Origin of the sequence: Leptospira noguchii serovar Panama str. CZ214 (assembly GCF_000306255.2) — a bacterium.
GTDB classification, from domain to species: Bacteria; Spirochaetota; Leptospiria; order Leptospirales; family Leptospiraceae; genus Leptospira; species Leptospira noguchii.
The window spans coordinates 177,025-201,217 of the sequence record NZ_AKWY02000021.1 but is presented as its reverse complement, the minus strand read 5'-3'; the positions used below and the strand labels follow the sequence as shown (position 1 = coordinate 201,217).

At 36.8% G+C, this 24,193-nt stretch carries 16 protein-coding genes and 1 pseudogene; 11 read left to right on the top strand and 6 right to left on the bottom strand.

The features are described 5' to 3' along the window. Window positions 1–4: 4 nt before the first annotated feature. Window positions 5–2,749 carry an isoleucine--tRNA ligase gene (gene ileS, locus LEP1GSC059_RS11210; RefSeq protein WP_017215765.1) on the top strand — a complete coding sequence of 915 codons (2,745 nt, stop codon included), beginning with the start codon at window positions 5–7 and terminating at the stop codon, window positions 2,747–2,749. Between the two features lie 486 nt (window positions 2,750–3,235). Here ileS and LEP1GSC059_RS11205 read toward each other — a convergent pair whose 3' ends face one another. Together LEP1GSC059_RS11205 and LEP1GSC059_RS11200 are read right to left on the bottom strand one after the other, a co-directional pair. Then, a complete protein-coding gene (locus tag LEP1GSC059_RS11205) occupies window positions 3,236–3,976 on the bottom strand; it encodes an LA_1326/LA_4305 family lipoprotein (RefSeq protein ID WP_017215764.1) in 741 nt (246 codons plus the stop codon). Further along, on the bottom strand, window positions 3,973–4,341 hold the full coding sequence (locus LEP1GSC059_RS11200; protein ID WP_002177154.1) for an STAS domain-containing protein: 369 nt from the start codon (window positions 4,339–4,341) through the stop codon (window positions 3,973–3,975). The genes LEP1GSC059_RS11205 and LEP1GSC059_RS11200 overlap by 4 nt, the downstream gene beginning before the upstream one ends. 112 nt (window positions 4,342–4,453) lie before the next feature. Here LEP1GSC059_RS11200 and LEP1GSC059_RS11195 point away from each other — a divergent pair, with 112 nt between their 5' ends. From LEP1GSC059_RS11195 to LEP1GSC059_RS21905, 3 genes and pseudogenes are all read left to right on the top strand, one after another. Continuing rightward, complete coding sequence (locus tag LEP1GSC059_RS11195; RefSeq protein WP_002177232.1) at window positions 4,454–6,292, top strand: hypothetical protein; 1,839 nt, start codon at window positions 4,454–4,456, stop codon at window positions 6,290–6,292. A gap of 15 nt (window positions 6,293–6,307) precedes the next feature. Beyond that, window positions 6,308–7,027, top strand: coding sequence for a carbon-nitrogen hydrolase family protein (locus LEP1GSC059_RS11190; protein ID WP_017215762.1), 720 nt, complete (start codon window positions 6,308–6,310; stop codon window positions 7,025–7,027). Window positions 7,028–7,179: 152 nt separating this feature from the next. Next, window positions 7,180–7,558 (top strand): annotated as a pseudogene (locus tag LEP1GSC059_RS21905) (hypothetical protein). 1,078 nt (window positions 7,559–8,636) lie between these two features. Here the strand turns inward: LEP1GSC059_RS21905 and LEP1GSC059_RS11180 are convergent. Beyond that, complete coding sequence (locus LEP1GSC059_RS11180) at window positions 8,637–9,599, bottom strand: ankyrin repeat domain-containing protein (protein WP_020980796.1); 963 nt, start codon at window positions 9,597–9,599, stop codon at window positions 8,637–8,639. A 151-nt stretch (window positions 9,600–9,750) separates the two neighbouring features. On the opposite strand from LEP1GSC059_RS11180, the gene LEP1GSC059_RS11175 reads away from it, so the two are divergent. The 6 genes from LEP1GSC059_RS11175 to LEP1GSC059_RS11145 all read left to right on the top strand — a co-directional run bounded on the left by LEP1GSC059_RS11175 (window position 9,751) and on the right by LEP1GSC059_RS11145 (window position 17,297). Continuing rightward, entirely contained in the window at window positions 9,751–11,235 is a 1,485-nt protein-coding gene (locus LEP1GSC059_RS11175; RefSeq protein WP_017215759.1) for an amidase, read from the top strand. A 930-nt stretch (window positions 11,236–12,165) separates the two neighbouring features. Next, window positions 12,166–13,434, top strand: coding sequence for a Gfo/Idh/MocA family protein (locus tag LEP1GSC059_RS11165; protein ID WP_017215756.1), 1,269 nt, complete (start codon window positions 12,166–12,168; stop codon window positions 13,432–13,434). 10 nt (window positions 13,435–13,444) lie between these two features. Continuing rightward, window positions 13,445–15,160: an ABC1 kinase family protein gene (locus LEP1GSC059_RS11160; RefSeq protein ID WP_017215755.1), complete on the top strand. Its 1,716-nt coding sequence runs from the start codon at window positions 13,445–13,447 to the stop codon at window positions 15,158–15,160. Next, window positions 15,157–15,705: a lipoprotein signal peptidase gene (locus LEP1GSC059_RS11155; protein ID WP_002177136.1), complete on the top strand. Its 549-nt coding sequence runs from the start codon at window positions 15,157–15,159 to the stop codon at window positions 15,703–15,705. Before LEP1GSC059_RS11160 ends, LEP1GSC059_RS11155 begins: the two co-directional genes overlap by 4 nt. Before the next feature lie 4 nt (window positions 15,706–15,709). Continuing rightward, window positions 15,710–16,237, top strand: coding sequence for a cyclic nucleotide-binding domain-containing protein (locus LEP1GSC059_RS11150; RefSeq protein ID WP_002177153.1), 528 nt, complete (start codon window positions 15,710–15,712; stop codon window positions 16,235–16,237). Then, window positions 16,230–17,297 (top strand): AI-2E family transporter, encoded by a 1,068-nt coding sequence (locus LEP1GSC059_RS11145; RefSeq protein WP_002177135.1) that lies wholly within the window; start codon window positions 16,230–16,232, stop codon window positions 17,295–17,297. The genes LEP1GSC059_RS11150 and LEP1GSC059_RS11145 overlap by 8 nt, the downstream gene beginning before the upstream one ends. Window positions 17,298–17,521: 224 nt before the next feature. Here LEP1GSC059_RS11145 and LEP1GSC059_RS11140 read toward each other — a convergent pair whose 3' ends face one another. Together LEP1GSC059_RS11140 and LEP1GSC059_RS11135 are read right to left on the bottom strand one after the other, a co-directional pair. Further along, window positions 17,522–18,433 carry a DMT family transporter gene (locus LEP1GSC059_RS11140; protein WP_020980774.1) on the bottom strand — a complete coding sequence of 304 codons (912 nt, stop codon included), beginning with the start codon at window positions 18,431–18,433 and terminating at the stop codon, window positions 17,522–17,524. An 840-nt stretch (window positions 18,434–19,273) separates the two neighbouring features. Further along, window positions 19,274–20,134, bottom strand: coding sequence for a bile acid:sodium symporter family protein (locus LEP1GSC059_RS11135; RefSeq protein WP_017215752.1), 861 nt, complete (start codon window positions 20,132–20,134; stop codon window positions 19,274–19,276). 458 nt (window positions 20,135–20,592) lie between these two features. On the opposite strand from LEP1GSC059_RS11135, the gene LEP1GSC059_RS11130 reads away from it, so the two are divergent. Beyond that, window positions 20,593–21,300: a lysophospholipid acyltransferase family protein gene (locus LEP1GSC059_RS11130; RefSeq protein ID WP_020980818.1), complete on the top strand. Its 708-nt coding sequence runs from the start codon at window positions 20,593–20,595 to the stop codon at window positions 21,298–21,300. A gap of 993 nt (window positions 21,301–22,293) precedes the next feature. Here the strand turns inward: LEP1GSC059_RS11130 and LEP1GSC059_RS11125 are convergent. Next, window positions 22,294–24,144: an esterase/lipase family protein gene (locus tag LEP1GSC059_RS11125; protein WP_036057509.1), complete on the bottom strand. Its 1,851-nt coding sequence runs from the start codon at window positions 24,142–24,144 to the stop codon at window positions 22,294–22,296. Window positions 24,145–24,193: the final 49 nt, after the last annotated feature.

The following is a 24,193-nucleotide window of genomic DNA, read 5'->3' as shown; positions in this document are numbered from 1 at the left end:
AACTATGAGCGAAACCCAAAAAGAAAATCCTTATTCTTCCACGATTCTTCTTCCGAAAACCGATTTCCCGATGAAAGCAGATCTGGCTAAAAGAGAACCGGCTCAGATACAATCTTGGAAGTCCGGACAAATCTTTCGTAAAATGAAAGAACAAAGAAAAGGAAAGAAAGAATTTGTACTTCACGATGGCCCTCCGTATGCGAACGGAAATTTTCACCTTGGACATTCACTCAATAAGATCGTGAAAGATATCATCGTTAAATCCAAATCTTTAGCCGGTTTTTATGCAGATATGATTCCTGGCTGGGACTGTCATGGTCTTCCGATCGAGGTTCAGGTTTTAAAAAATTTAGGTAAGAAGGCGCGTGAAACTGGACCGGAAGAACTGAGACGGCTTTGTAGAAACTATGCTGAAGAATTTGTAGGAAAACAAGGAGAGGATTTAAGTCGCTTTTTATGCTTTTGGGAAGAAGATAGAATTTATAAAACCATGTCCCCCGATTTTGAAGCGAAAATCGTGGAAGTATTCGGAGAACTTTTTCAAAAAGGTTATGTTTATCGAGGGAAAAAGCCTGTTTATTGGTCGATCGATTTGGCGACTGCTCACGCGGAGGCGGAAATAGAATATTATCCTCACGTTTCTCCTTCTATTTATGTAAAATTTCCGATTGTAGGAGAACAAAAAAAATTCTGTCTGATCTGGACTACAACTCCTTGGACACTTCCTGCAAATCTTGGAATTTGCTTTAACAAAAAAATTGAATATTCTATTTTTAAAATGGAATCTGGAGAAGAATTTATACTTGCGGATGGTCTTGTGGAAAACGTAACCTCTGCGACCGGAGTTTCGTTTAACAAGGTAAAGTCGATTTCTTCGGACGAACTTTCTGCTCTTAAATTTCAACATCCATTTATCGATCGTATATCTATTCCTTTGTTTGGAGATCACGTAACTCTGGACGCTGGAACGGGTTGTGTTCATACTGCTCCCGGACATGGCCAAGATGACTATAAAGTAGGTTTGGCGGCTGGGTTGGAGCCGTTTTCTCCTGTAGACGATTACGGAAGATATACCGATGAATTTCCTTTGATGCAGGGAAAAAAAGTTTTCGATGCAAATCCGGAAATCATTCAACTTTTAAAAGACAAAAATTTACTTTTGCATCACAGCGAGTTTGAACATTCTTATCCTCATAGTTGGAGAAGTAAAAAACCTCTAATTTTCCGCGCGACTCCTCAGTGGTTTTTTAAAATGGATTTTAACGAGTTACGAGAAAAATCACTTTCCGCAATAGACGATGTTAGGTGGATTCCTTCTTGGGGGATCACTCGAATTCGTTCTATGGTGGAGGCAAGACCGGATTGGTGTTTGTCCCGTCAGAGAAATTGGGGAGTTCCGATTCCTGCGTTTACTTGCGAATCCTGCGGGCAAACTCATATCGATGACGTTTCGATTCAATTTTTTACAAAGATGGTAAGAGAAAAAGGAATCGAAATTTGGTATTCCGAAAAGGCAACGGATCTTCTTCCTCCGGAAACCAAGTGTGGGAAATGTGGAAACGATTCCTTCAAAAAAGGAAATGATATTTTAGACGTTTGGTTCGATTCTGGTGTTTCCAGCTTTGCAGTGTTAGGTGAACGTAAAAACGAATCTCCCGCAGATCTTTATTTCGAAGGTTCGGATCAACATAGAGGTTGGTTCCAATCTTCCCTTTGGCCTTCTATGGCGCTTAGAGGAATTCCACCGTATAAAACAGTTTTAACCCACGGTTACGTTTTGGACGAAAAAGGTCATCCTATGTCCAAGTCTCTCGGAAACGGAATTGATCCTACTGCGGACGTCATTCAAATTTACGGAGCGGATATTCTTCGTTTATGGGTCAGTTCTCTGGATTTTAGAGATGATATTAAAGTAGGTAAAGAATCTTTAAAGATCGTTTCCGAACAGTATCGTAAGATCCGAAATACGTTTCGTTATCTTTTGGGAAATTTGGATGGTCATACTTCGGAGCAAAATCTTCCTTTTGAAGAATTGGAAGAATTGGATCGATTTTATCTTTCTAAACTTTCTCAATTTGTGGAAGACGTGGGTGCTAGTTACGAGACCTATCAGTTTCATCAGATTTATCAGAAATTAATTTTATTTTGTACAGTAACTTTATCCCAAGATTATTTTGATATGATCCGAGATAGAATGTACTGCGACGATAGAAATTCCAAAACTAGAAGATCTTCTGCAACGGCACTTCAGTATATTCTGGAAATATTATGTATTTTGACGGCGCCTATTCTTAGTTTTACCGCAGAAGAAGTATGGGCCTCTAATGGAAAAAAAGATTCCGTATTTTTACAAAATTTTCCAGATTTGAAACTTTGGAAGAATCAAAACTTAGAAGATAAGTTCGAATCTGTGTTACAAGCGAGAGAAGTTGTTCAGAAAGCTCTGGAAATTGCAAGACAAGAAAACAAGTTGGGTAAGTCTCTTGAGGCCGGTTTGGAAATTGTATCTAAAAACGGAATGAACTTAACCAAAATGTTACCGAAAGAAACTTTAGAAATTCTTTTTGTGGTTTCTCAAGTTCACGAAAAAAATCCTGGTTTGGACGTTTTATCCTTTTATGAAAACGAAAAATTTTCCGTAAAAGTTTTAAAACCGACTCAAACAGAATGTCCTCGTTGTTGGAGACACACGGAAGATATTTTTAAAGAAGGAGATCTTTGCAGTCGTTGTAAGTCGGTGGTTGGTTAATCTCTACACATTCAGGAACAGGCGTAAAAAAACAGATATTGCTTTTCTTTGAAATACATTAAAATTGTATTATGTTTTGTTATAGGTTTATAATTTCATTTTCAGTGTTTTAAACTCGGCTTAATTTTATTTGTGAGAGTTCCCACAGATTAAGTTGCATTACAAATTTTTAAACATTTATTTTTTATGGAAAAATTAAGTTTTTATAAAACGAATCTTTTACGTTAATTTATTTCATTTTTGTAAAAGTCATCCGTAAAACGAAGGTTTACTATAAAAATTTGATTGTATGACTATTTTTTAAGATTTTGTAGAAGAAACTTTCTCATTTGAATGAGACGCTATTTGGTTCTAACAGATTTCTATAAAATAGAATATGATGAATTTTGAAATAAATCTCAATAAGAGAACAAAATTTTAAGAAATCTAAAAACTTATTGTAGAGTTTTATAAAAAATGTAAGAATCGATGTCGTTTAACAAAAAGTTAACCGCCTGGGCGATCGTTTTCGTCTGTAAGTTTGCGTGTTTCGTTTCTTTTTCTAGGTTTAAATTTATATTGATCCAGTTGCTCCGAATTAAAAATTACCCATTTTCGGTTCAGAATATTTCGAACCGTTTGAAATTGTACAGTTCCGTTGTCTGCTATCTCAGTGCCATCGGATATGTGAGCGAGGCTGATTGCTTTTATATCAGTCCAGAGCGCAAAGTCCAATCCGACCGACTTATCTACAATTTCTCTTTTGATTTTACCAAAAACCAAATTGATCTTATCCTTTTCTCCCCAAATGAGTGCGGTGGTTCTTTCTTCTAAGGATATGACAGACTGAACGTCATCGTATTTTGAAATTAATACGAGTATTTTATTTTCTGGCAGAGATTTTAAAACATAAGGTAGATCTCTCGCTATGTTTTCTAATTCTCCATCCGAAAATGTGTAATCGGTAAAAAAACCAAGTGAGGATTTTTTAATATACTTTAAATTTCCTAAAAGATCCTTCCATTGCTCAGGAGTGAGTTGGGTAGGATGGGTGAAAGGTCCGGGTGCGATTAGGGTTTCGAATAGTTCCACTTTGGAAGGTGAAATGTGAAAATAGGCTATTTCTTCGGAATTATAAATTAGATTTCGATTGGTTGGCCAAAAGAAAGAATTTCTTTCCTGAACCCAGGAACACTGAACGAACCAAAAGATAAAAATTAAAAAGGAAAATTTGAATGTATGTTTCATCTGTAATTTTGATCCACAAACTCTTGAAAAATAGGATACTTACTTAGAAATTCTTCGCTGGTATAAAGGTTCACAATTTTGTCTAAACCGGATAACCGAAACACCGAATTTAGGGATTTATTCAGGCCGAAAATATTTACGATTCCGTTTTTTTCGCGGATTTGATTTCTTACTTTAATAATGGTGCCAATCCCTGAGGAATCTATGAATTTAACCTTTCCTAAAAAAAAGCTGATGATTTCAGGATTTCCGGCTTTCATAGATTCTTCAAATTCGGAATGAAAATCCCTAGAGTTATCCATGAGAATATCTTCAAGAACCGTAAGAACGATATGATTCTCTCGTATCTCGCTTCGGATTAGCATCAGATCGAAAAAACACCTGGAAGAAAGGTCTGTCAAGAAGTAAAATGAAGTAGTAACTTTCTTGATTTATTTCTTAGAACTGTAAATTTGAACTAAGACGCAAGGATTGAATATGGCAGAGTTTGATAAAACAAAACGTTCTATCGGTGTTAATAATCTGGATGATAAAGCCAGAAAAGAAATGTTTAATAAATTCCAATCTGCCGGTGGAAAAGTTGTCAGTGAAAAGGATCCTAAAAAAGAGGAATCTACGTCTGGTAGACAACCTAACATTCGACAAGGGCAGAGAAGTCAAGCAGGTGGAAAAGGTGGTGGATCTGGACGTTCCGGAGTTTCTTCTACAAAAGGTGGATCGGTTTCTAAAGGTTCAGGCCCTAAAGACAGAAAAGCGATCGAAGACGAAATGGGAAACTTTATCAATCGTCTTTCTGTTCGATTGAAATGTTGGATGGGTAGGGTTACAGGATTTTCTTCTTCTGATTTATTACCTTCCTTTTTATCCGAGTTTAATCTTTCCGGTAAAAAATCTCTCTTAGAATTGAATTTTGTTGGAAACGATATACTTGGAAATCCTGCTTATGCCGGTAAAATCGCTAAAGAACTAGATGCTCAGAACCCGATTTATATCGAACTTTTAGGAAGAATGCATAAGATTTACGACAACGAAGAAGTAAATCAAATAATAGAACCGCATAACGCTGCTCCTGATTTGCCTGTTTCGATTTCTAGAGTCAAAGATCCATTGTATTCCATTTTTAGAAAATTATACTATGTTTATCCGTTTCAGGGGAGTTATGTTAAGGCTATCAATTTAGGATATTCTGCTCTGGAAAAATTAGAAGGAAAACCTACCACCATTTATAACACTAAGAAAAAACGTGCTCTCCAAGAGTTCGATTATCTATTTGGCACTCTATTCGAAAAATTTTATCTTGTGGTTCTTAGAAACGAAAATAAAAATATTCCTCTCTTAAGTAATTCAATGGAAGCAGTTTTGGGAATTCTTCCAGAAGAAAAACCGGGTCATAGACAACAAGGAGAAGAATTAGATGAAATTTCCGGAGGTGCAACTCCAGAAGAAAATGTTCCCACAGAAGAAGAAGAAAAAAAAGAAGAAACTAATTCTGAGGATTCTCTCAGTAAAGAACTCAAATATGGTTTGAAATTGATGAGGATGCTTCCTTTGGACCAACTTCGTAAAAAACACGATCCAAGGGGAGAATATGAAGTAATTCCTTCCGCAGATAAGGCGTTTTTAACCTGGCTTTTCTTTAAAGAATTCGACACAGAATATTCTTTTGTGATGACTACTAAAAAGATAGATATAAAACCTACGATCGTAAACGGGGCCAAGGTGGATTATCGAGAGAAAATGATCGATCACTATGAAACTACCAGAGCTTCGATCGAACAGTTTCGAATTTATGATCAATATTATAAAGAACTAAAGAATCATCTTAAAAATCCAGGAGCCAATTATATCGAGGCTTCTAAAAAAACCACTGCTTTAGAGACAAAAAGAAGTCAGCAGTCTAGAAATGTTCGAGTTACCGTTAAAGAATTTGTGGAAAAGACCGCGGAAATTTTGGAAAAACTCATCGCGGATATGAAATCCAAAAAAGAAATCGTAACCAACATGGAAGATATTATAACCTTGGACATGATGGAATCTAAGAGAAGGTTAAATAAAAAACCGATCAAACAATGTATTATGGAATCGTATTGTTTTGCAATTGCGTTTGCTGGCCGTCTTGAAAACGGAGATTTGTTTGGAGGTGTGACTGAACTTTCTCCGGAAGAAATGGAAAAGGAATTTGGAATCAAAACGGAGCAACCTTCTTCTGGAGAATCGGACTTAGGAGTGGCCGGAACTGGGGGCGAGTCTATGGAAACTGCCGAAAAACTAGATTCGGATTCTTTAGGTATTGACCCTTCTATTTTAGAAGACTAAAAGGCGGATTTTATTTTGGTATCCGCAAAGGTCACACTTTTTCAAAAACATATCAATCGTCCCGTTTCGAACGAACAGAAGTCAAAACTTTCCAAGGAAAAGTCTGACTTTTTACTTTTACCGGAATTTTTTCCGTTTTACGATTTGCATTCTTCTCCCGAAAATCTTTCTGATCAATCCAAAATTCTATCCGACGAGATATTGCAAATTTCTGAATATTATAAAGGTATCATTATCGGCGGTTCCATGTTTAGGAAAGATTCTTCTGGAATTCTGAGAATCGGTGTTCCGATTGTTCAAGACTTGATGATCGTAGACTGGTATGATAAACGGGAACTTTTTTCGGAAGAAAATTTCGTCTCTGCTGGAGATTCGGAAACGATTTTTATTATGGGAGGTTTTCGTTTTGGGATCGTGGTTGGAAAAGAAATCCAGAATATGGATCGTTTGAAAGAATTAAAATCTCAAAACGTAAATTTACTTTTTCACGTTGATTTTACTTTAGAGGCCGATTCTACTCACGCTCAGGATTTGGAACACTATGTTAAACTTTCTTCCGAATACGATATTTTTATTGCTAGAATTGGCGGAGTGGGCTCCGCTCTAAATCGTAGTTGTGTTGGTAGAAGTCTTTTGTCCACTTCGTCTGGTATCAATTGGAAGGTGGCAGAATCCGAAAAAGACAAAGAAGTTATCAAAACCGTAACGATTAACGGTGTGAATGGGTTATTTTAGATTTTTATAATATCTAAATATAAGATTGATAGCTTTTTTGTTGTTGGATAGGTGGTAGAGAAGATTAGATGCAAATTTTTTATCGAATTGATTCTTTTTGGATTTGTTCGGTTTGGGTTTTATTTATGATTTTGAATGTATCTTGTTCTACAATGCATGATTCAATTTCCGTTGAAAACTCTGTATCTTTTTTTAAGTATGAATTGAATTCAAACAAGACTTCGATTAAATTTAAAATAAAAGTTTCGAATCAAAGTAAAAATCCGATTCCCGATTTAGGCGTTATGAACAGATCTAAGTTTGTAAATTTTTATTTCAATGGAAAGGTGGACAATCCTATGAAACTTTACAACGGTTTAGAAGCTATCAACCATGAACAGACGATTCCACCAATTCATCACGGGAATTTCAATGGCATGATTACTTGGAAACTATGAGGAAGAATTTACGGTTCAATGGGAATATATGAAAATAAAATCAAAAATTTTGAAAGTGAACGTTAAGAATCTAAGTGTTGAAACTTTAAAATAATTTGTATTTGTTCTGTTTAAAAAGTTAGAATCAATTTTTTATAAAATGTAATAGTTCCCACAGTTTCAAAGTTTAACTGGTAAATCCACGATTTGTAATAGTTCCCACAGTTTCAAAGTTTAACTGGTAAATCCACGATTTGTAATAGTTCCCACAGTTTCAAAGTTTAACTGGTAAATCCACGATTTGTAATAGTTCCCACAGTTTCAAAGTTTAACTGGTAAATCCACGATTTGTAATAGTTCCTACAGTTTCAAAGTTTAACTGGTAAATCCACGATTTGTAATAGTTCCTACAGTTTAGAATGGATTTTTTATTTTAAAATACCTTTTAGAAAATCTTTATCAAGAGCTGTCTCAAAAAACTCCCAAGTACAAATAGAGAGTGCTTTCATTTCACAAAATTGTGGGAACTATTACAAAAACTATAATGCTAAAGATTTGTTAAATCATAGAATGTGATGATTTCTGTGGAAACTGATTCATCTCTATCAAATTGAGACTTAAATGTTTATCTCAAGGTGTCAGTTTCAGGTAGATGCGGTATAATCCAATGCGAAAGCGATTATTATGCTGCGATCCATAGTGAGCAGCATTGAGTTTGAAAAATTCCGAAGGAATTGGAGCGAAAAGAACTCAGTAAAACGCTCTCTAAGGATCGCGTTTTAGGTCGTGAGCCATTTTAACTATGAAATTTGCGAGCTGCGACGACGACCCGTAGGGAGTCATAACCTTACCCACAAGTATTTGGATCTCAATATTAAATCTGTGGGAATTACGACAAATCCTCTGTAAAACTAAGTTCCCCCCCTTATTTTTGGGTGGGGACGGAGGTGGAGAAGTTCGGAAGACTTTTCTCTATCAGAAAAACATACTTTTTGCAAGTAAAAAGACTCATTCTTGTCGGAACACTTGAAAAATGTGTGTTTTTGAGCCTTCTGATTCTAAAATCCTATTCAACTTGTGGGTAAGGTTATGGTAGGGAGTTTCGTTGCATTGAGTTTATTATTCGCCCTAATTTTCTTACGGCGAACTCACGTTAAATGATATTAGGGTTTTATAAAAATTCTTTTTAAAAACTATTGAGAAGTTTTCTCGTTTATTCCAATTTTTTTCAGAATCAAGGTTTCTAAGTCGGTCAATTTTTGTTTTCTTACTTCTTCCAATGGAGTTCTTCCCTGAATGTCCGCAATACTCGGATCGGCTCCGAGCTCGAGTAATTTTTCGGATAAAGAAACTCTCTTTTTCAGTATGGACTTCAATAGAGGTGTAATCCCTTCCGCATTTCTATGATTTAAGTTCGTTCCACTTTTTATTAGAAGTTCCGGAATTCTTGGATCTATATTGGATTCTTCCGAAAGAAAATGAAGAGCATTGTCAACTCCCACTTGGATTTGTTTGCCGTCTTGGTTTTTATCCTGAAGACGACTTGTGTAATCTGGTTTCGCGTTGTTTTTTAAAAGAAATTCTACGATTGTAAAATTAGCCGCGGAAGAACCGGCTCCACATGCAAGAAAGAGTGGAAATTCTTCCGGACTTCCTTTGTCAAAGTTTACATCCGCGTGATTATCCACTAAAAACTGTACCAACACAAAATTTCCACGACGAATGGCCACGTTTAGAATCGATATTGAAACAGTTTTGGTCTCGCTGATTTTAGAAATGTATTCTAACTTGGCTCCGGATTCGATCAATCGTTTGGGAACAGCGAGATCGTCTATATCTAATACTTTTACGTCTAAAAGTCCGGATAAACTTTCCATCAATACGGAATTCCCGTCTTTATCCTGAGCGTTTACGTTTGCTCCGGCGCGGATAAGAACCTCGGCTACTTCTGGTTTATGATCTGCAAGCATCAAAGCGGTTTTTCCTCTGGAATCGGTTGCGTCTACAGATGCTCCCGCCTGGATTAAAAGTTGTGTTTTTTTAGGGTCTCCTTCTTGAACGGATCTTAGAAACTCGTTGTCCAAAATCGGATCAGCCAATAGAAAAAACGGAACCATTAAAAAAAAGTAGGGAATGTTATGAATTTTGGAAATCATCGTAAGATACTCGTATAACAATTGAATCGAATTTTTTGCGACGTATATATCCACATTTTGGGAACTTGTTTTTTACAGGAATCTTAAAACGCCCTTTTTATCTTGACCCTCTTTTCTTTTTGAGGTTCCTAAATTGTATTTGGAGTCTTCTATGCCTCAACCTATTTCGGAATATACATATTACGACGCTATGGGACTGGCTGCTTTGGTCCGCAAAAAATTAGTTCATCCTATTGAGCTCGTCGAATCTGCCATCCAAAGAATTGAATCCATAAATCCCAGGCTCAACGCTGTAATTACTCGTTTTTACGAAGAAGCAAAAAAAACTTCAAAGTCCAAACTTCCAGACGGTCCTTTTAGAGGAGTTCCTATTCTTGTAAAAAATATAATTCACGCAATTGAAGGCGCCCCTTTGACCTGCGGTTCTAAAGCGTTTCGAAATTATGTTTCGCCCCAAGATTCTGAATTTGTAAAAAGGCTTCGTAAATCAGGAACCATTTTTTTAGGACAAACGAACGTTCCTGAATTTGCTCTTATGGGAATCACAGAACCTAAGTTATACGGTCCGACCCGAAATCCTTGGAATTTAGATAGAACTCCGGGAGGATCTTCTGGAGGTTCTGCGGCCGCGGTTGCTTCTGGTATGGTTCCGGTTGCAACCGCTTCTGACGGTGGGGGATCGATCCGAATTCCTGCTGGTTACTGTGGTTTGTTCGGTTTGAAACCGACCCGAGGGCGAACTCCAGTTGGTCCTAATTTTGGTAGGTTTTGGCAGGGTGCTTCTGTGGATCACGTTCTTTCTAGATCTGTTAGAGATAGCGCAGCTTTTTTAGATACGTTATGCGGAATTGAAAAATCGGGAGCTTTTTCTTTTGAGGAAATGAAGATGAATTATCTTTCCGAGATTAAAAAACCTCCAGGAAAACTCAAGATTGCTTTTTCCACTCAGTCTCCGATCGGGACTTCAGTGCATCCGGATTGTGTGGAGTCTGTAATTCAAACCGCAAAACTATTACATTCTCTCGGTCATAAGGTAGAAGAAAAGGATGCACCTATTGATGGTAAGGCGATCGGAAGAGCTTTTATCACGATGTATTTCGGTGAGGTTGCTGCCCAGTTAAAGAACCTAGAAACGATACTTGGACGTAAGGTTAGGATGAGCGACGTTGAACCTGTTACTTGGATCTTAGGCCTTTTAGGTAGAACTATTTCTGCGGGTGAGTTTGTTCGTAATTTACAGGAATGGGACAAGGCCGCTCTTGCAATGGAAATCTTTCATGAAACCTACGACGTTTATTTAACTCCTACGACGGCAATGCCTCCTTCTAAAATTGGTGAACTAGAACCAAAGTTAGGCGAAAAGATTACGATGCAAATAGTTGGCCATTTAGGTTTAGGGAAAATTCTACTCGCTTCCGGGCTCGTGGATGAACTCGTCGAAAAAAGTCTTTCCAGAACTCCGTTTACTCAACTTGCAAATCTTACCGGACAACCTTCGGTTTCAATTCCTTTGGGTCAGACGAACGATCAACTTCCTTTGGGTATTTTGTTTACTGCGGCTAGAAGAAGAGAAGATATTTTATTTCGTCTCAGTTCTCAATTGGAAAAGGTTTCGCCTTGGTCGAATCATAAATGAATTAGAAAAAATAATTTTAATATAAGTTCAATGTATTTGTAATAGTTCCCACATTTTTAAAGTTGAACCGTGAAATCTTGATTTGTAATAGTTCCCACAGTTTCAAAGTTGAACCGTAAAATCTTGATTTGTAATAGTTCCCACATTTTCGAAGTTGAACCGTAAAATCTTGATTTGTAATAGTTCCCACATTTTTAAAGTTGAACCGTGAAATCTTGATTTGTAATAGTTCCCACAGTTTCGAAGTTGAACCGTGAAATCTTGATTTGTAATAGTTCCCACAGTTTCAAAGTTTAGATCTAAATTTTATATCCGTTTTTTAAAAAGGTTTCATTTGGAAATCGAACTCCAGGATAAGGCCCAAATATTTTAAAAATTTTGACTTTGCTTTGGATGGAGAAGGATCCATAGAAGAATGAAGATAATAAGTCCATTCTCGCAAAAAATATTTCAATAGAGTTGTTGAAAAATGAATCTCCATCTGTTTTGTTACATTGAAATGGATATGAAGCAGTTTTACTATGGAATTTTCAACAATTCTAATACATTGTAATTCTGGAAATACAGCCAGAGTTCCATAGATTGCTTTTTTTCTACAATATCTCTTGTAACGATTTCTATTACTACATTGATCCAATCTTGAACTTGAATTTCTTATAAATATAAAATCCGGTTGCATTCTTCTTCTAAAATTACGTCCATGGGAGATCAGATCTCTTGTTTTCCCGACGGATGTTTTTCCAAATATTTTTGAATGGTAAGAAAGAGTTTCCCTACAAGTCTTTGGGTGCTAGTGGGGCTGGAGTCACCGTGTGATGATTTCCCTCGATGTATCAAACATCATCCAAGGAATCGCTTTAAAATCCGGCCTGTTCAAGTCAAAATAACTCTTGATTCTGGATAGAATCCGGGAAATGGTTTGTTCAACTTATGATTCCAGTTTTACTCATAGGTCTCGGAAGAATCGCTTCTCTCCTCGAAAAAGATCCGCTTCGAAATCATCCCTGCACGCATGCTGGAACGATTTTTTCTCCTTGGGGAAGAAAAAAATTCTTCCTCTTAGGAGCGATTGACCCGTCAGAAGAACGACGAAACACATTCTGCAAAGATTGGAATATTCCAAAAAACAAATGTTTTTCCGACATTCAGGAATGGTCGTTCGGATTTGAATCGGAATTCCAAAGGGATTCTTCCAAAAAAGTCGGAACTTCGTCAAACCTGAGAACGAAAGTTTCACTCCACTCCGAGAAAAATACGTTGAATTCCGACAAGAATCTTTTTCGTTCTTTCGACGCAGCCCTCGATTCAAAAAGTAGGAACTCCCAGAGTTTAAATCGGGAAACATTTAAAATAGAATTCACAGGCAAAAATTCTTCTCTTACAAAAATCGACCTTGCTTCCTGTCTCGTCATTATCGCGACCCCGTCTGAAACACACTACGAACTTGCAAAGACGGCGATCGATTTTGGATTCAGGCGTTTGCTAGTAGAAAAACCGGTTTGTCATTCTCTTCCTCTTGCGCGCAAACTAGCAAAACTTTGTAAAAAAACAAAAACGGGTCTATGGGTAAATCATGAAAGAAGGTACCATCCACTTTATATCCAGGTCCGCAAATGGATCCAAGAAAAAACATTTGGTCCGGTACGAACCATACGGGCCTCCGTTCTTACATCTGCAAGAGATCCAGGCCGTGCGGTTTTAGATAAAACCGGTCCGCTTTTTCATGACGGAACTCACGCAGTAGATTTATTGATCTGGTATTTGGGAATGCCAGACAGAGTCGTTTCTGTTTTAAGATCTTACCGTCATTCTAACGTAGAAGAGCAGGCTTTGGCGTTTATGACTTATCCCCAAGGAGAAACAGTATTTTTAGAAGCAGGAGGAATGAGAAATTATTTTCAATTCGAACTAGATATTCAAACAGAAAACGCACGTTTTTTAGTTGGGAATGACGAGGTTCGTTTTTGGAAATCCAAACCTTCCCGAAAATACAAAGGATTTAAAAGTTTGACTCCGGTTTCAATTTCCGAAAAATCTTCCGCAGGCTCAAATCCGTTTCTTAATTTATATGATTCTATTTTCCGACATTTGTCTGGAAAACCTTCTTCAATTACAGGGGATATAGAAGAGAATCTTCAAATTCTCACCCTATTGGATACGATCCGGAGAAAAGCCGAAAAAAGAATCCTAGAGGTTTAGAAGTTTCACCATGCTCGTAACCGGAACCAGCAGCGAACCTCAGGAAACTCTATCCTACAAGTTACACAGTAGTTCCTGGAGATTTTGGAACGCTAATTCTTTTGTCTGGAAAAAAATTTGGAGTATATTCTGGTTTTTTAAATTAGGAAAAATTTTCTTTCCTTCTTATAGAGATACGGGTGCTCACGAAAAGTTCTTTCGTACGTTAGGCGAAGATTGTCGTCGTTTCTTTTTATCCATGGGTGGAGTTTATATTAAACTCGGTCAATACTTAGGGAACCTTTCTCATATTTTTCCGGACTCGTTTACAGAATCTCTGCAGGATCTTCAAGACAGAGTTCCTCCTCATCCGTTTTCGGAAATAGAAGAAAGGTTTCGCTCAGAATTTGGAAAAGAAATTACAAAAGTTTTTCCAAATATCTCCAACGTTCCAGAAGCAAGTGCTTCTACGGCTCAGGTTCATGTAGCTTCGATAGGTGGTCAAAAAGTTGCGGTAAAGGTTTTGTATCCAGGAATCGAAACGTTGATCGCAAACGATCTCAAAAACATTCGTTCTTTTTTAAAAAGGATCAATCGATATCTATTTCGTTTTGAATATAAGAAAATTCACGATGAGATTACTAGTCTGGTTACAAGGGAAACGGATCTGAAACTGGAAGCGGATTCTTACGATAGGATGAGACAATTTTTTATAGAAGAACCAGACTATATATTTCCAAAAGTCATTCGTCAATTTTCTGGGAAAAGTGTTTTAGTAACTGAATTTATAGAAGGGGTCAAGATTACAAGAGCGGCCCCGGTATTAAAAGGTCAGGCAAAGTCTAGGCCGGTAGAACTTTTGGTCCGCGCTTACGTTTTGATGATCTTTCAGTATCGTTTTTATCACGCGGATCCACATCCAGGAAATCTAATCTACACACCGGAAGAAAAACTTTGTTTCTTAGATTTCGGAGCAGTGGGAGAGATGAATTCTGGAGGAGTGTATGCTCTTAAAAAAATCTTTTTATGTGCGATTGCCAAAGATTACTTTGGGGTAGTAGACGGTCTGGAAGAAATGGGAGCTTTGTCTGCTTCTGCGGATAGAGATAAACTAGAAGAAGTGGTTCGTTATTCTTTGGAGAAATTAGGAAGGTTTGTAGCGGATACGGATTACTTTCGAAATCTTTCACTGGGCCAAATTCACACTCGAGAAGATCAACTTTTTTTAAAAGAGATCAATTCTAGTTTGAAAGAAATTTTTAGAATGATTCAGATTCCTGAAAATTTCATTTTCTTAGAACGCGTCCTGGGTTTATTGGTAGGCATTACCTCGATTTTGGATCCTTATCGAACCGTTTTAGACTACGGAGAAAAACCGTTCCGGAACGTCGCCTCCGGAAAAGAAGGCGGACTGGAGTTTCTTTTGTTAAACGAAGATAAAAATCTTTTAGGCAATACACTTTCCATTCCAGGAGAATTTTATAAAGTACTCCAGAACATCAATCGAGGAAAGCAGGGAATTCAACTCCGGGAAGTCGAAAGGCATACTCGGAAGATGTACATTTTGGGACATCAGATTTTATATTCTGGATTCTTAATTGCAGGAATTCATTTTGGAAATGATTATCTCGAAAAAGGAATGGAAATTCAAAGCTGGGGATTTTTTACATCTTCGGCGGTTTTTGGGCTGATACTTATCTATTCATTTTGGAAAAACAAACTTAAAAAGAAAGGAACCTCTTTGTGAAATATTTTGAAAAAAGATTTTTAGACGTTTATCGCCCTATTTACTTGGGAGTTATTTTTTTAGGAATCGTATTGGATCTTGTGACTAAGTTTTTAGTCATTCTTTACTTTCAACCTCACCGTTATCTGGAAGTGCTCGGAAGTTTTTTTAGAATGACTCTTACGTTTAACACCGGTTTTGTGTTCGGCGCGTTTCAGGATAACGCGATTCCTTCTTTGATTGCTACTGGAATTGCAATCGTGTTTCTGATTGGTTATAGATGGAAAAATCACGATTTAGGAAATCCTTGGGGATGGAATTTGGTGATGGCGGGAGCTTTTGGAAATTTCTTGGATAAATTTTTTGTAAAAATTCCAGGTACTGGATTTCGTTTTGGTTTTCAACCCAATATGGGAGAGTATATCGGAGTCGTAGACTTTTTAGATTTTGATTGGCCTGATTTTCTTTTGTTTTCTAGATGGCCCGCGTTTAACGTAGCCGATTCTTGTGTAACGATCGGTCTTACAATTTTGATCTTTACGATGAAACTAGAAGAGGAGAAATAATTTTTTGAAGGCTCTTGATCTTCCTATCTGGAAAAAATTATTTCTTCGTAAGGAAGCGAATAATCAGGAGATCATTCGATTTCTAAGGGAAACTTCTGTTTTTGGAAGGATGAAAAAGAGAACCTTGATCGAAATCGCCAGGATGATTCACGTTCGAGAATATCAAGAAGGGGACACCGTATTTAGACAAGGAGAAGTGGGAGCCGGTTTTTATCTAGTTTATGAAGGTTCGGTAGTAATTCGTTCCGTTCGGGATGGAATTGAATTGGATCTGGCTCATTTGGATAGACACGCTTTTTTTGGAGAACTTTCTCTTTTTACGGAAGAAAGAAGAACTGCGAGTGCGATCGCTCTTGAAAAGACGACTCTGCTTGGTTTTTTTCAACCGGATCTTAAAGAAATTATAGAAACAAAACCTAGGATCGGAATCGAAATTCTAATGAGCTTATCTACCGTGATCGTGGAAAGATTACATAGAACCAACGGACTTTTGGAAAAGGCGTATTTCCGGGGAAAACAAAAGAATGCGTGAGGGAGAAAGAAGAGAACTTTCCGAATATTTTATCCGGACTAGTTTTTTTCTGATCGTTATTTTTACGATTGTTGTTTCTCTTTGGGGGCTTCATTTACTTGCGGTTCCGATCGTAATGGCTCTTTTGATTTTTTATGCATTTAACGGAACAATCAATAACTTAGAAAGTTTAGGAATTCCTAGGATTCTTTCCATTGCGATTTTAATGTTTGCAATCAGTGTTCCGATTTATTTTTTCATCAACTCGATTGCCCCTCCGATTGTTTCTACTTTAAATCCTCTTTTGAAAAATTGGAAACAGGATCTGGACGACGCAAAGTTCAAGTATTTAACCGTAACCGTCAATTTACAGTTTAACGAATTCCCATCGAGTTGGAACGAAACGATTCGTCCTGACGAACTCATTAAAAAAATCGCAGAGTTGATGCACGAACAAGTGAAGGCATTTGTATCTTATATTCCGACTTTGATTGGTTATTTGATCATCACTCCTTTGTTTGCTTTTTTGTTCTTACTAAATGGAAATGGAATGTATAAAAGTATGATCTCTTTGATTCCGAATCGTTATTTTGAAATGACTTTGATGGTTACGTATAAGATCAATGAACAACTTACAAATTATCTCAAAAGTTTAATGATTCAAGGTGCGATCATTTGTGTAGTGTCCGGTATTGGATTTTATTTTATAGGGCTTCCGTATTTTTATATCTTCGGTTTGTTTTTAGGAGTCGCTAATTCGGTTCCGTATCTTGGTCCGATTATGGGAGCGATTCCTCCTTTGTTTTTTGCTCTTGTGATTGGTGGGGATGGAACTACGGAACTTTTGACCTCAATTTTGATCGTGGTAGCGATAGCTCAAGTAATAGATAATTTTCTGATTCAGCCGATCGTGATTTCTGGTTCCGTTTCTTTACATCCCATTGTGGTCGTAGGTGCGGTTACAGTGGGAGGGACTGCTTTAGGACTTGTAGGAATGTTGATTGCGGTTCCGATCGCAGCGATCTTAAAAGTAACGATTCAAACCTTATACAGTTCTATGAAAGATCACAATTTACTTTGAGCTTGTCCCAAAATTTACAAAATTATCTAGTTCTTAAGTAAACCCTGATTTTTGGTAGTTCCCACATTTTAAGTCACATTACAAATTTTTAAACAGTATGAGTTACTACAATTTAGGAATCGATCTGTAAAGTTCAGATTCCAACTTCAGAAAAAATGAATTATGGAACTCTTACACTTAACTCACGTTAAGCGGTAGTCTTGATTTTTAGATGATCAACAAGTCTAGCTGTTTTTCAAGTCCGTTTTTTTTCTACCGATCCAAAGGACTCCAATTAAGACGAGAATTGTACCAGCAATTCCTGAAGAAGTAATTGATTCTCCTAAAAAAAGCCACGCGAGTAAAATTGTAGAAATTGGTCCTGTTGAACCTATGATCGCCGCTCTTCCAGAACCTATCATTCGAATTCCTTCGGTAGTCAGATAAGCCGGAATTACAGTCGTTAAAATTCCTAATGCCAGACCGTATAAATACACGTTAGGCGGTTGGATCAGAGAACTTGGATTTCGAACAATGAAAAAATGGATCACTACAATCAAACCAGAAATAAGCATGAGATAGGAAGTAAATCGAACGGAACCGAGTTTAGGAATCAAAGATTCGCTTCCTACCAAATATAAGGAATAAGAAATTGCGGATGCAAGTACGAACAAAACTCCCTTGGTTGCGTTCGGTCCTTCGGTTTGGATATCTCCTATAAATGCGACTAAGATTCCGGAATACGTCAAAGAAATTGCGAACACTTCCGCTTTTTTAATTTTTCTTTTGAACAAAAACGAACCGATGATCAAAACGATCGTGGGATATACAAATAACGTAAGCCTTTCTAAACCCGCGGAGATATATTCCAAACCTATAAAGTCAAATAGACTTGCGAGATAAAATCCTAAAAAGAAAATGAATCCCCAATCTTTTTTTGTGAGACTTGTAGAGGTTTTTGTATTTTTAGAACGAAAGGCGATCCAGGCAAAAAACGGGATCGCAAATAACATTCTCAGCGTGAGCGCAGTAATCGAATCAATATCGTATCGATAAATCAATTTTACAAAGATCGCTTTTGCGGAAAAAAAAATCGCTCCCGTCAGTACGATACAGGTTCCTAAAAACGGTTTCCATTTGGATTCGGAGACTTCCATAAATCCATCTCTGATTCTTAAGGGATTTTTAGAAAGATTTTTCTTTTTTGGTCAATTGGTTTCCGATTTCCAGATTTTTTCTTTTACTTTTTGTATTTTTAAGTAACAGTTACTTAAAAAGAAGGAATGTTTACGGTTTAAAAAATGTCACTTGTATATTAAAAGTGTTTTTGGTCTCTTCCGATAACCAGTGTAAAACGGTTCTAATTTGACCTAAACTATACTCTCTGGTTTCGTTTGTGTTTTCACGGTTTCTAAAATCTAAAAAAACTAGAAATTCCGAATACGATTCCTACAAGTTTGGTGTCGCTTAACTTTCCTTTCACAAGAAGCCTATCACATTAATGGACGTAAAAAATCTGATCGTGACCGCAGTTTCGGTCCAATCTGTTTTTCCTAGTTGATAGGATTTGTTAATATAATTATTATTTTATAATATTCTAATTATTTTTTTATTCAAGGATGATCTTTTTGTCACGATCATAAAGTGACTGAAGTTATAAATTTAAAACTTTGGTTTTAACATAGCCCATTCTGATAGGTAGAAAAGACTTTGAGCTTGTCAAACCTGTCGAGCGACCATAGAAGTGAGACGCTGAGTTTTTTGAGCGACCATAGAAGTGAGACGCTGAGTTTTTTGAGCGACCATAGAAGTGAGACGCTGAGTTTTTTCGAATCGATCCCTTTCGTGTTAATTCAAATTAACAAAACTTCTTCAATCGACCGTTTCCATAAAACAGATGGAGATTCATTTTTCAAAAATTCTAATTTATTAAAAACTTCTAAAGAACTATCGCATAAAATTCTTTGAGGTTTTGGAATAAGCTCTTTTTAAAAATTTCAGTTAGAACTTTTATTTGTCCAAGCGGAAAAAATTGCTCCCGTGGCGAACATGATCAAACTGTAAATCGCTGATGGAATTGCCATTGTAGGGTTGTTCAAAATTGCACTTGCGATTGTGATCCCTAAGGTTCCGTTTTGAATTCCTACTTCTATCGTAATTGAAGTTCTTTGTGGATGAGTGACCTTCATCAAGGTTGCTCCCAGATAACCTAAGAACATAGTAATTAGGTTTAACGCCAAAGAAGCCGGACCAACTTGGATAAAATATGGAATTATATTTTGTCTTTCACGAACGATTGCACCTAAGATAATCATTATTAAAAAAATTCCTGAAAGAACTTTTACGACTTTTTCGAATTTGTGGGAGAGTTCCGGTTTTTTAGAGTTTAAAATCATCCCAATGGATACCGGTAATATGGTGATCATAAAAATTTGTAATATGGTTTGAGGAATATTCAGTTCGATCATTTGTCCAGACCCTAAAAAATGGTGCATAGACATATTGAGTAGAAAAGGAATTGAAAGAACCGTGATACAACTAGTAATTGCGGTTAATGTTATGGAAAGCGCCACGTCTCCTTTAGCTAAGTGAGTGATCAGATTGGAAGTAGCTCCTCCGGGACAAATTGCAAGTAACATAAGCCCTACCGATAGTTCGCTCGGAAGTTTAAAAACGTTTGCAATCAACCATCCGGCCAAAGGTAAAAGGAATAGCTGCAAAATAAGTCCGGTGATAACGGCCTTTGGTAGAACGAAAATTCTTTTGAAGTCTTCTATCGTAAGCCCCATTCCCATTCCGAGCATGATGATGCCTAACGCGATAGGAAGAAATACAGTTGTTAGTAAATTGGATTCCATTGTTTATGACCTATTTTTGTTTCGAACTTTGTAATCTAGTTCCAATGTTAAGTCTACAGAATTTTTGAATTCTTTCAATTTTACTTCTTATATTATAAGTGACAGATTTAAAAAACCGCATGTTACGGTTTTAATAATTAATATAGGTTATTTTTAAGATCGATTCTAAAAACTTGGCGGATAAAAAAAACGAATTTATAATGTGTCTCAAAACTGAGTTCTGTTTGGCGACATTTTCGGGACCCAAATAGAATATTTACCCGGAAATTATTTAGAGAATCACAGTTTTCTTTTGCCACCCTCTCTTTTTTTGTTAAAAAGAAAATGATTTAGAACCGAAATATAGATTTGTTTTTTACTTACAGTCTAAAAATTTTTTTAGTGTATAACCTTCGATAGTATTTAACTCTGAAAAAGAGATGATGAATTTTCGAATTTAAAAAATTCTCGTGCTTAACATGGAAGAAAATTCTGATTCTCATAAAGACGAAAAACGATCTTTTAAAAGAAAGTTCTTAATATGGCTGATTCCGTTTCTTGTGGTCAATTTACAAAAATTGATCGGGTTGACTTCTCGCAGAATCAATATCGGAGACGAAAGCCTTCGCAAAATTCGTAAAGAAAAAAAACCTTACATACTTTCTGGCTGGCATACAAACGTTTTATATTCTCCTTATCTCAATCGAAATGAGAAGATGGCAGTTCTCATTTCGGAATCTAAAGACGGAGACTTTATCAATCAAGTTGTTCATAGATTTGGTAACTGTAGTATTCGAGGAAGTTCTTCCAAAGGTGGTTCTAAGGCTTTAAAGGCAATGATTGTTCATCTTAAAAAAAATCTTCCTGCGGCGATTACTCCCGACGGCCCTAGAGGTCCTGCGCTTGTGGTGCAGCCAGGTTTGATTGCTGCTGCTCAGGTTTCCCAGGCTCCTATCGTTTCATTCCATTACGAGTGTACCCGCCAATGGATTGCCGAAAAAACCTGGGACAAACATAGAGTTCCAAAACCATTTACCACCTTTGTAGTGTCTTACGGAGAACCGATTTATATTCCTAGAAATTTGGATGAAAAAGGTTTTGAGGAAGCCAGATTGATGGTGGAAAAGGCCTTGTTGGAAAATCGCCAGAAAAGCATCGACAAAGCAGAAGAATTAAGAAAAAAATAATATTCTAAATAATAAATATTTAATTTTTCCGTTCTACGGATTTTTTTTTATGGATTTGTATTTTAAAATACGTTGTAGTTAACTAACGTGAATTCGACGTAAGGAAGTGTTTTTCAAAAAGTGAGTTTCTACAATTTTAGAATTGGTTCGTAAAATCGTTATTTACAGTAGCTCCTACAAATTAAGTTACATTACAAATTTTTACTTTTTGTATGAGTTCTCACAATTTAAAAATTGATCAATAAGGTTCAGATCTCAACTTTTTTCAAAAAAATGAATTCCTTATATCCTGTTTACGTTGTATTAGAGTTATTGAAAAATTAATTTTATTTTTCCATTAAAACGAATGAGTCAAATTGTTTGTAGATATAAATTTTTTCAACAATTCTATTAAAAATCATTTGGGTTTTAGTTAACGTGAGTTCGGCATAACAAATGCGAAAGCGATTATTATGCTGCGATCCGTCGAGAGCGTTCTGCTGAGTTTTCCCACGTTTTGGGTGGGGGGTAACTCAATGAATTGCTTCCCATGGGTCGCAATTCAGGTGGAGAAGTTCGGAAGATTTTTCTCTATCAGAAAAACATACTTTTTGCAAGTAAAAAGACTCATTCTTGTCGGAACACTTGAAAAATGTGTGTTTTTGAGCCTAAAACGCGATTCATAGAGAGCGTTGTGTTGAGTTTCAAACGCGACCCTTAGGAAAGCGTTTTGCTGAGTTCGATTTTGATTCTAAAATCCTATTCAACTTGTGGGTAAAGGTTATGGCTTTCCTATGGGTCGCGTTAACTCTTCTATTGGCGCTCGACAGGTCGTGAGCCATTTTAACTATGAAATTTGCGAGCTGCGACGACGACCCGGGAAACTCAGTGAACGGGTCGGCGTTCAGGGAGTCGTTGCACCTGAGTTTATTATTCGCCCCAATTTTCTTACGTCGAACTCACGTTAGTTAGAATGATTTGTAAAACTCAGTAGTTCCCACGGATTCGACTTTTTTAATGTAAAACATGTTCCTTTAAAATTCTTTTTACTTCTAAAAAAGTAGGAAGATGGGTTTGGACTGAATGTTCGGATTGAATCAACATTTCCGATTCCGGATTTTCTAAATGGGAACTTTCATACGGTACCACTGTATCGCTGATCCAATCCAAGTCTACTAACTTGGAATTTCCTATGATAGAGTGAAATTTTACTTCTGGTTTATAATGGCCGGTTACTTTCATAAAGAGACTTTTAGGAGCCAGTCCATCCACTCCATACACTTTTGGAACTATATCTTTTTTCTTGTAGTCTGCACTTAAATACTTATAACCTTCCTCGAATTTTTTAGTTACTTCTTTGGGGATGATAAAAAGAAACCTGGCGATTGACCCTAAGATTCCTTCTGCCAAGTTAGAACCCTTGTGTGGGGTCGCTATAAAAATGACTCTTTTTACAAATGGGACTGGTTCAAAATCGAAAAGTCTTCTAATTTCCTTTTTAATTTCTTCGCTCATCGTATCAAATACCGAATTTGGAATTTCGGCTGCATTTAACCATTGTTCTTTATTACTTCGTGTTACTGAGAGTTTTGCGATCAATCCTCCCATACTATGGCCTATCAAAACGGTTTGGTCAAAACTTTTATGTTCGTTTTTAGGATCGTAAATCTTTCTCAAATCATATAACGTATCTCTAAAGTCTGCTGCGTTCAGAGGGATTGGATTTATGGTAGGATACCAATAGACCCAGAATTGGTATTTTGACTTAATTTCGGGATCGGAAAGAAGTTCGTTGATCATGGGAAACCAAATAAAAGGAGAAGAGGCAAGACCGTGAATAAATATAACCGGTATTTTATCCTTGTGATAAGGATATACGAGATAAAGTCCCTTTCTGGACATACTCGTCTCTCCATCAAAAATTGCTAATAAACTGTCCCTTTGCTGCGCTATCTTTAGCATATAAGCAAGAGGGGTAGTAGTATCACTTTCCATCGGAAGACTAATTCCGTCTAACGTAATACGATCTCGAAAAACAGGATCATAGACGTGAATTTTTGCCGGCAAGTTTAGAAGATCCTTATTTTCAAGATACGATTCTTCTAAACTTACAAAGGCGGTGGCGGGATAGGCTTGTCCGACTCCGTTGATAAATTCGTATTTGGTTCTTTCTTGAGGTTCGTTTTCCGGAAATTTACGGTTGAGTATTACGGGGGTTCCGATTCCATACTTGCTGATCTGATTGGAAAATCCTTTGACGCGATAGTCGTAAGCGACTTCTATCTGTAGAAAATTTTGAGGTCTCCAAGCGGTTTCCACTTCAGCACCTAACATCTGTAAGGTTCCTCGAATTAGAGGAAGACTTAGGTCTGTGACGTTAGTTAGTTTGCGATTTTTTTTTGCAAATCGGACAAGTTGAGCAAGAGAACGATTATAGGTAAACAAAGCGAATCTAAATTCTGCGGAAAAAGGATCAGGCGAAGGAGTCGCCTTTTTATCGAACAAATAGGTATATGAATAGACCAAAGCGGAAGCATACATCTTTGCAAACTGTGGGTCCTCCATATCCAATGAATTTCCGGTAAAATAACAAAGTTCGGAAAGATAGTATGTAAGATTTCTGGATTTGTTTGCCATCAATTCATAATCTAAGTCGTAGATAACAACTAACGGAGATTCTTTGAACTTATCATATAGATCATTACTTTTTAAATATCGTGCGGTCAAAAGACTGAGTTTGTTGGAAGACACACCGCTTAGATTTACGAGTTTTTCTTGTTCGAATTGAGAGTAATTGGATGTGGAGTAAGTGGCGCATCTTAGAATGGAAATCAGAATGGGAAGAAGCCAAAAATAGAATTTCATCGTTTGAAAAACAGATTTCGATCGATTTGCGCGAATTGACAAGCAAAAA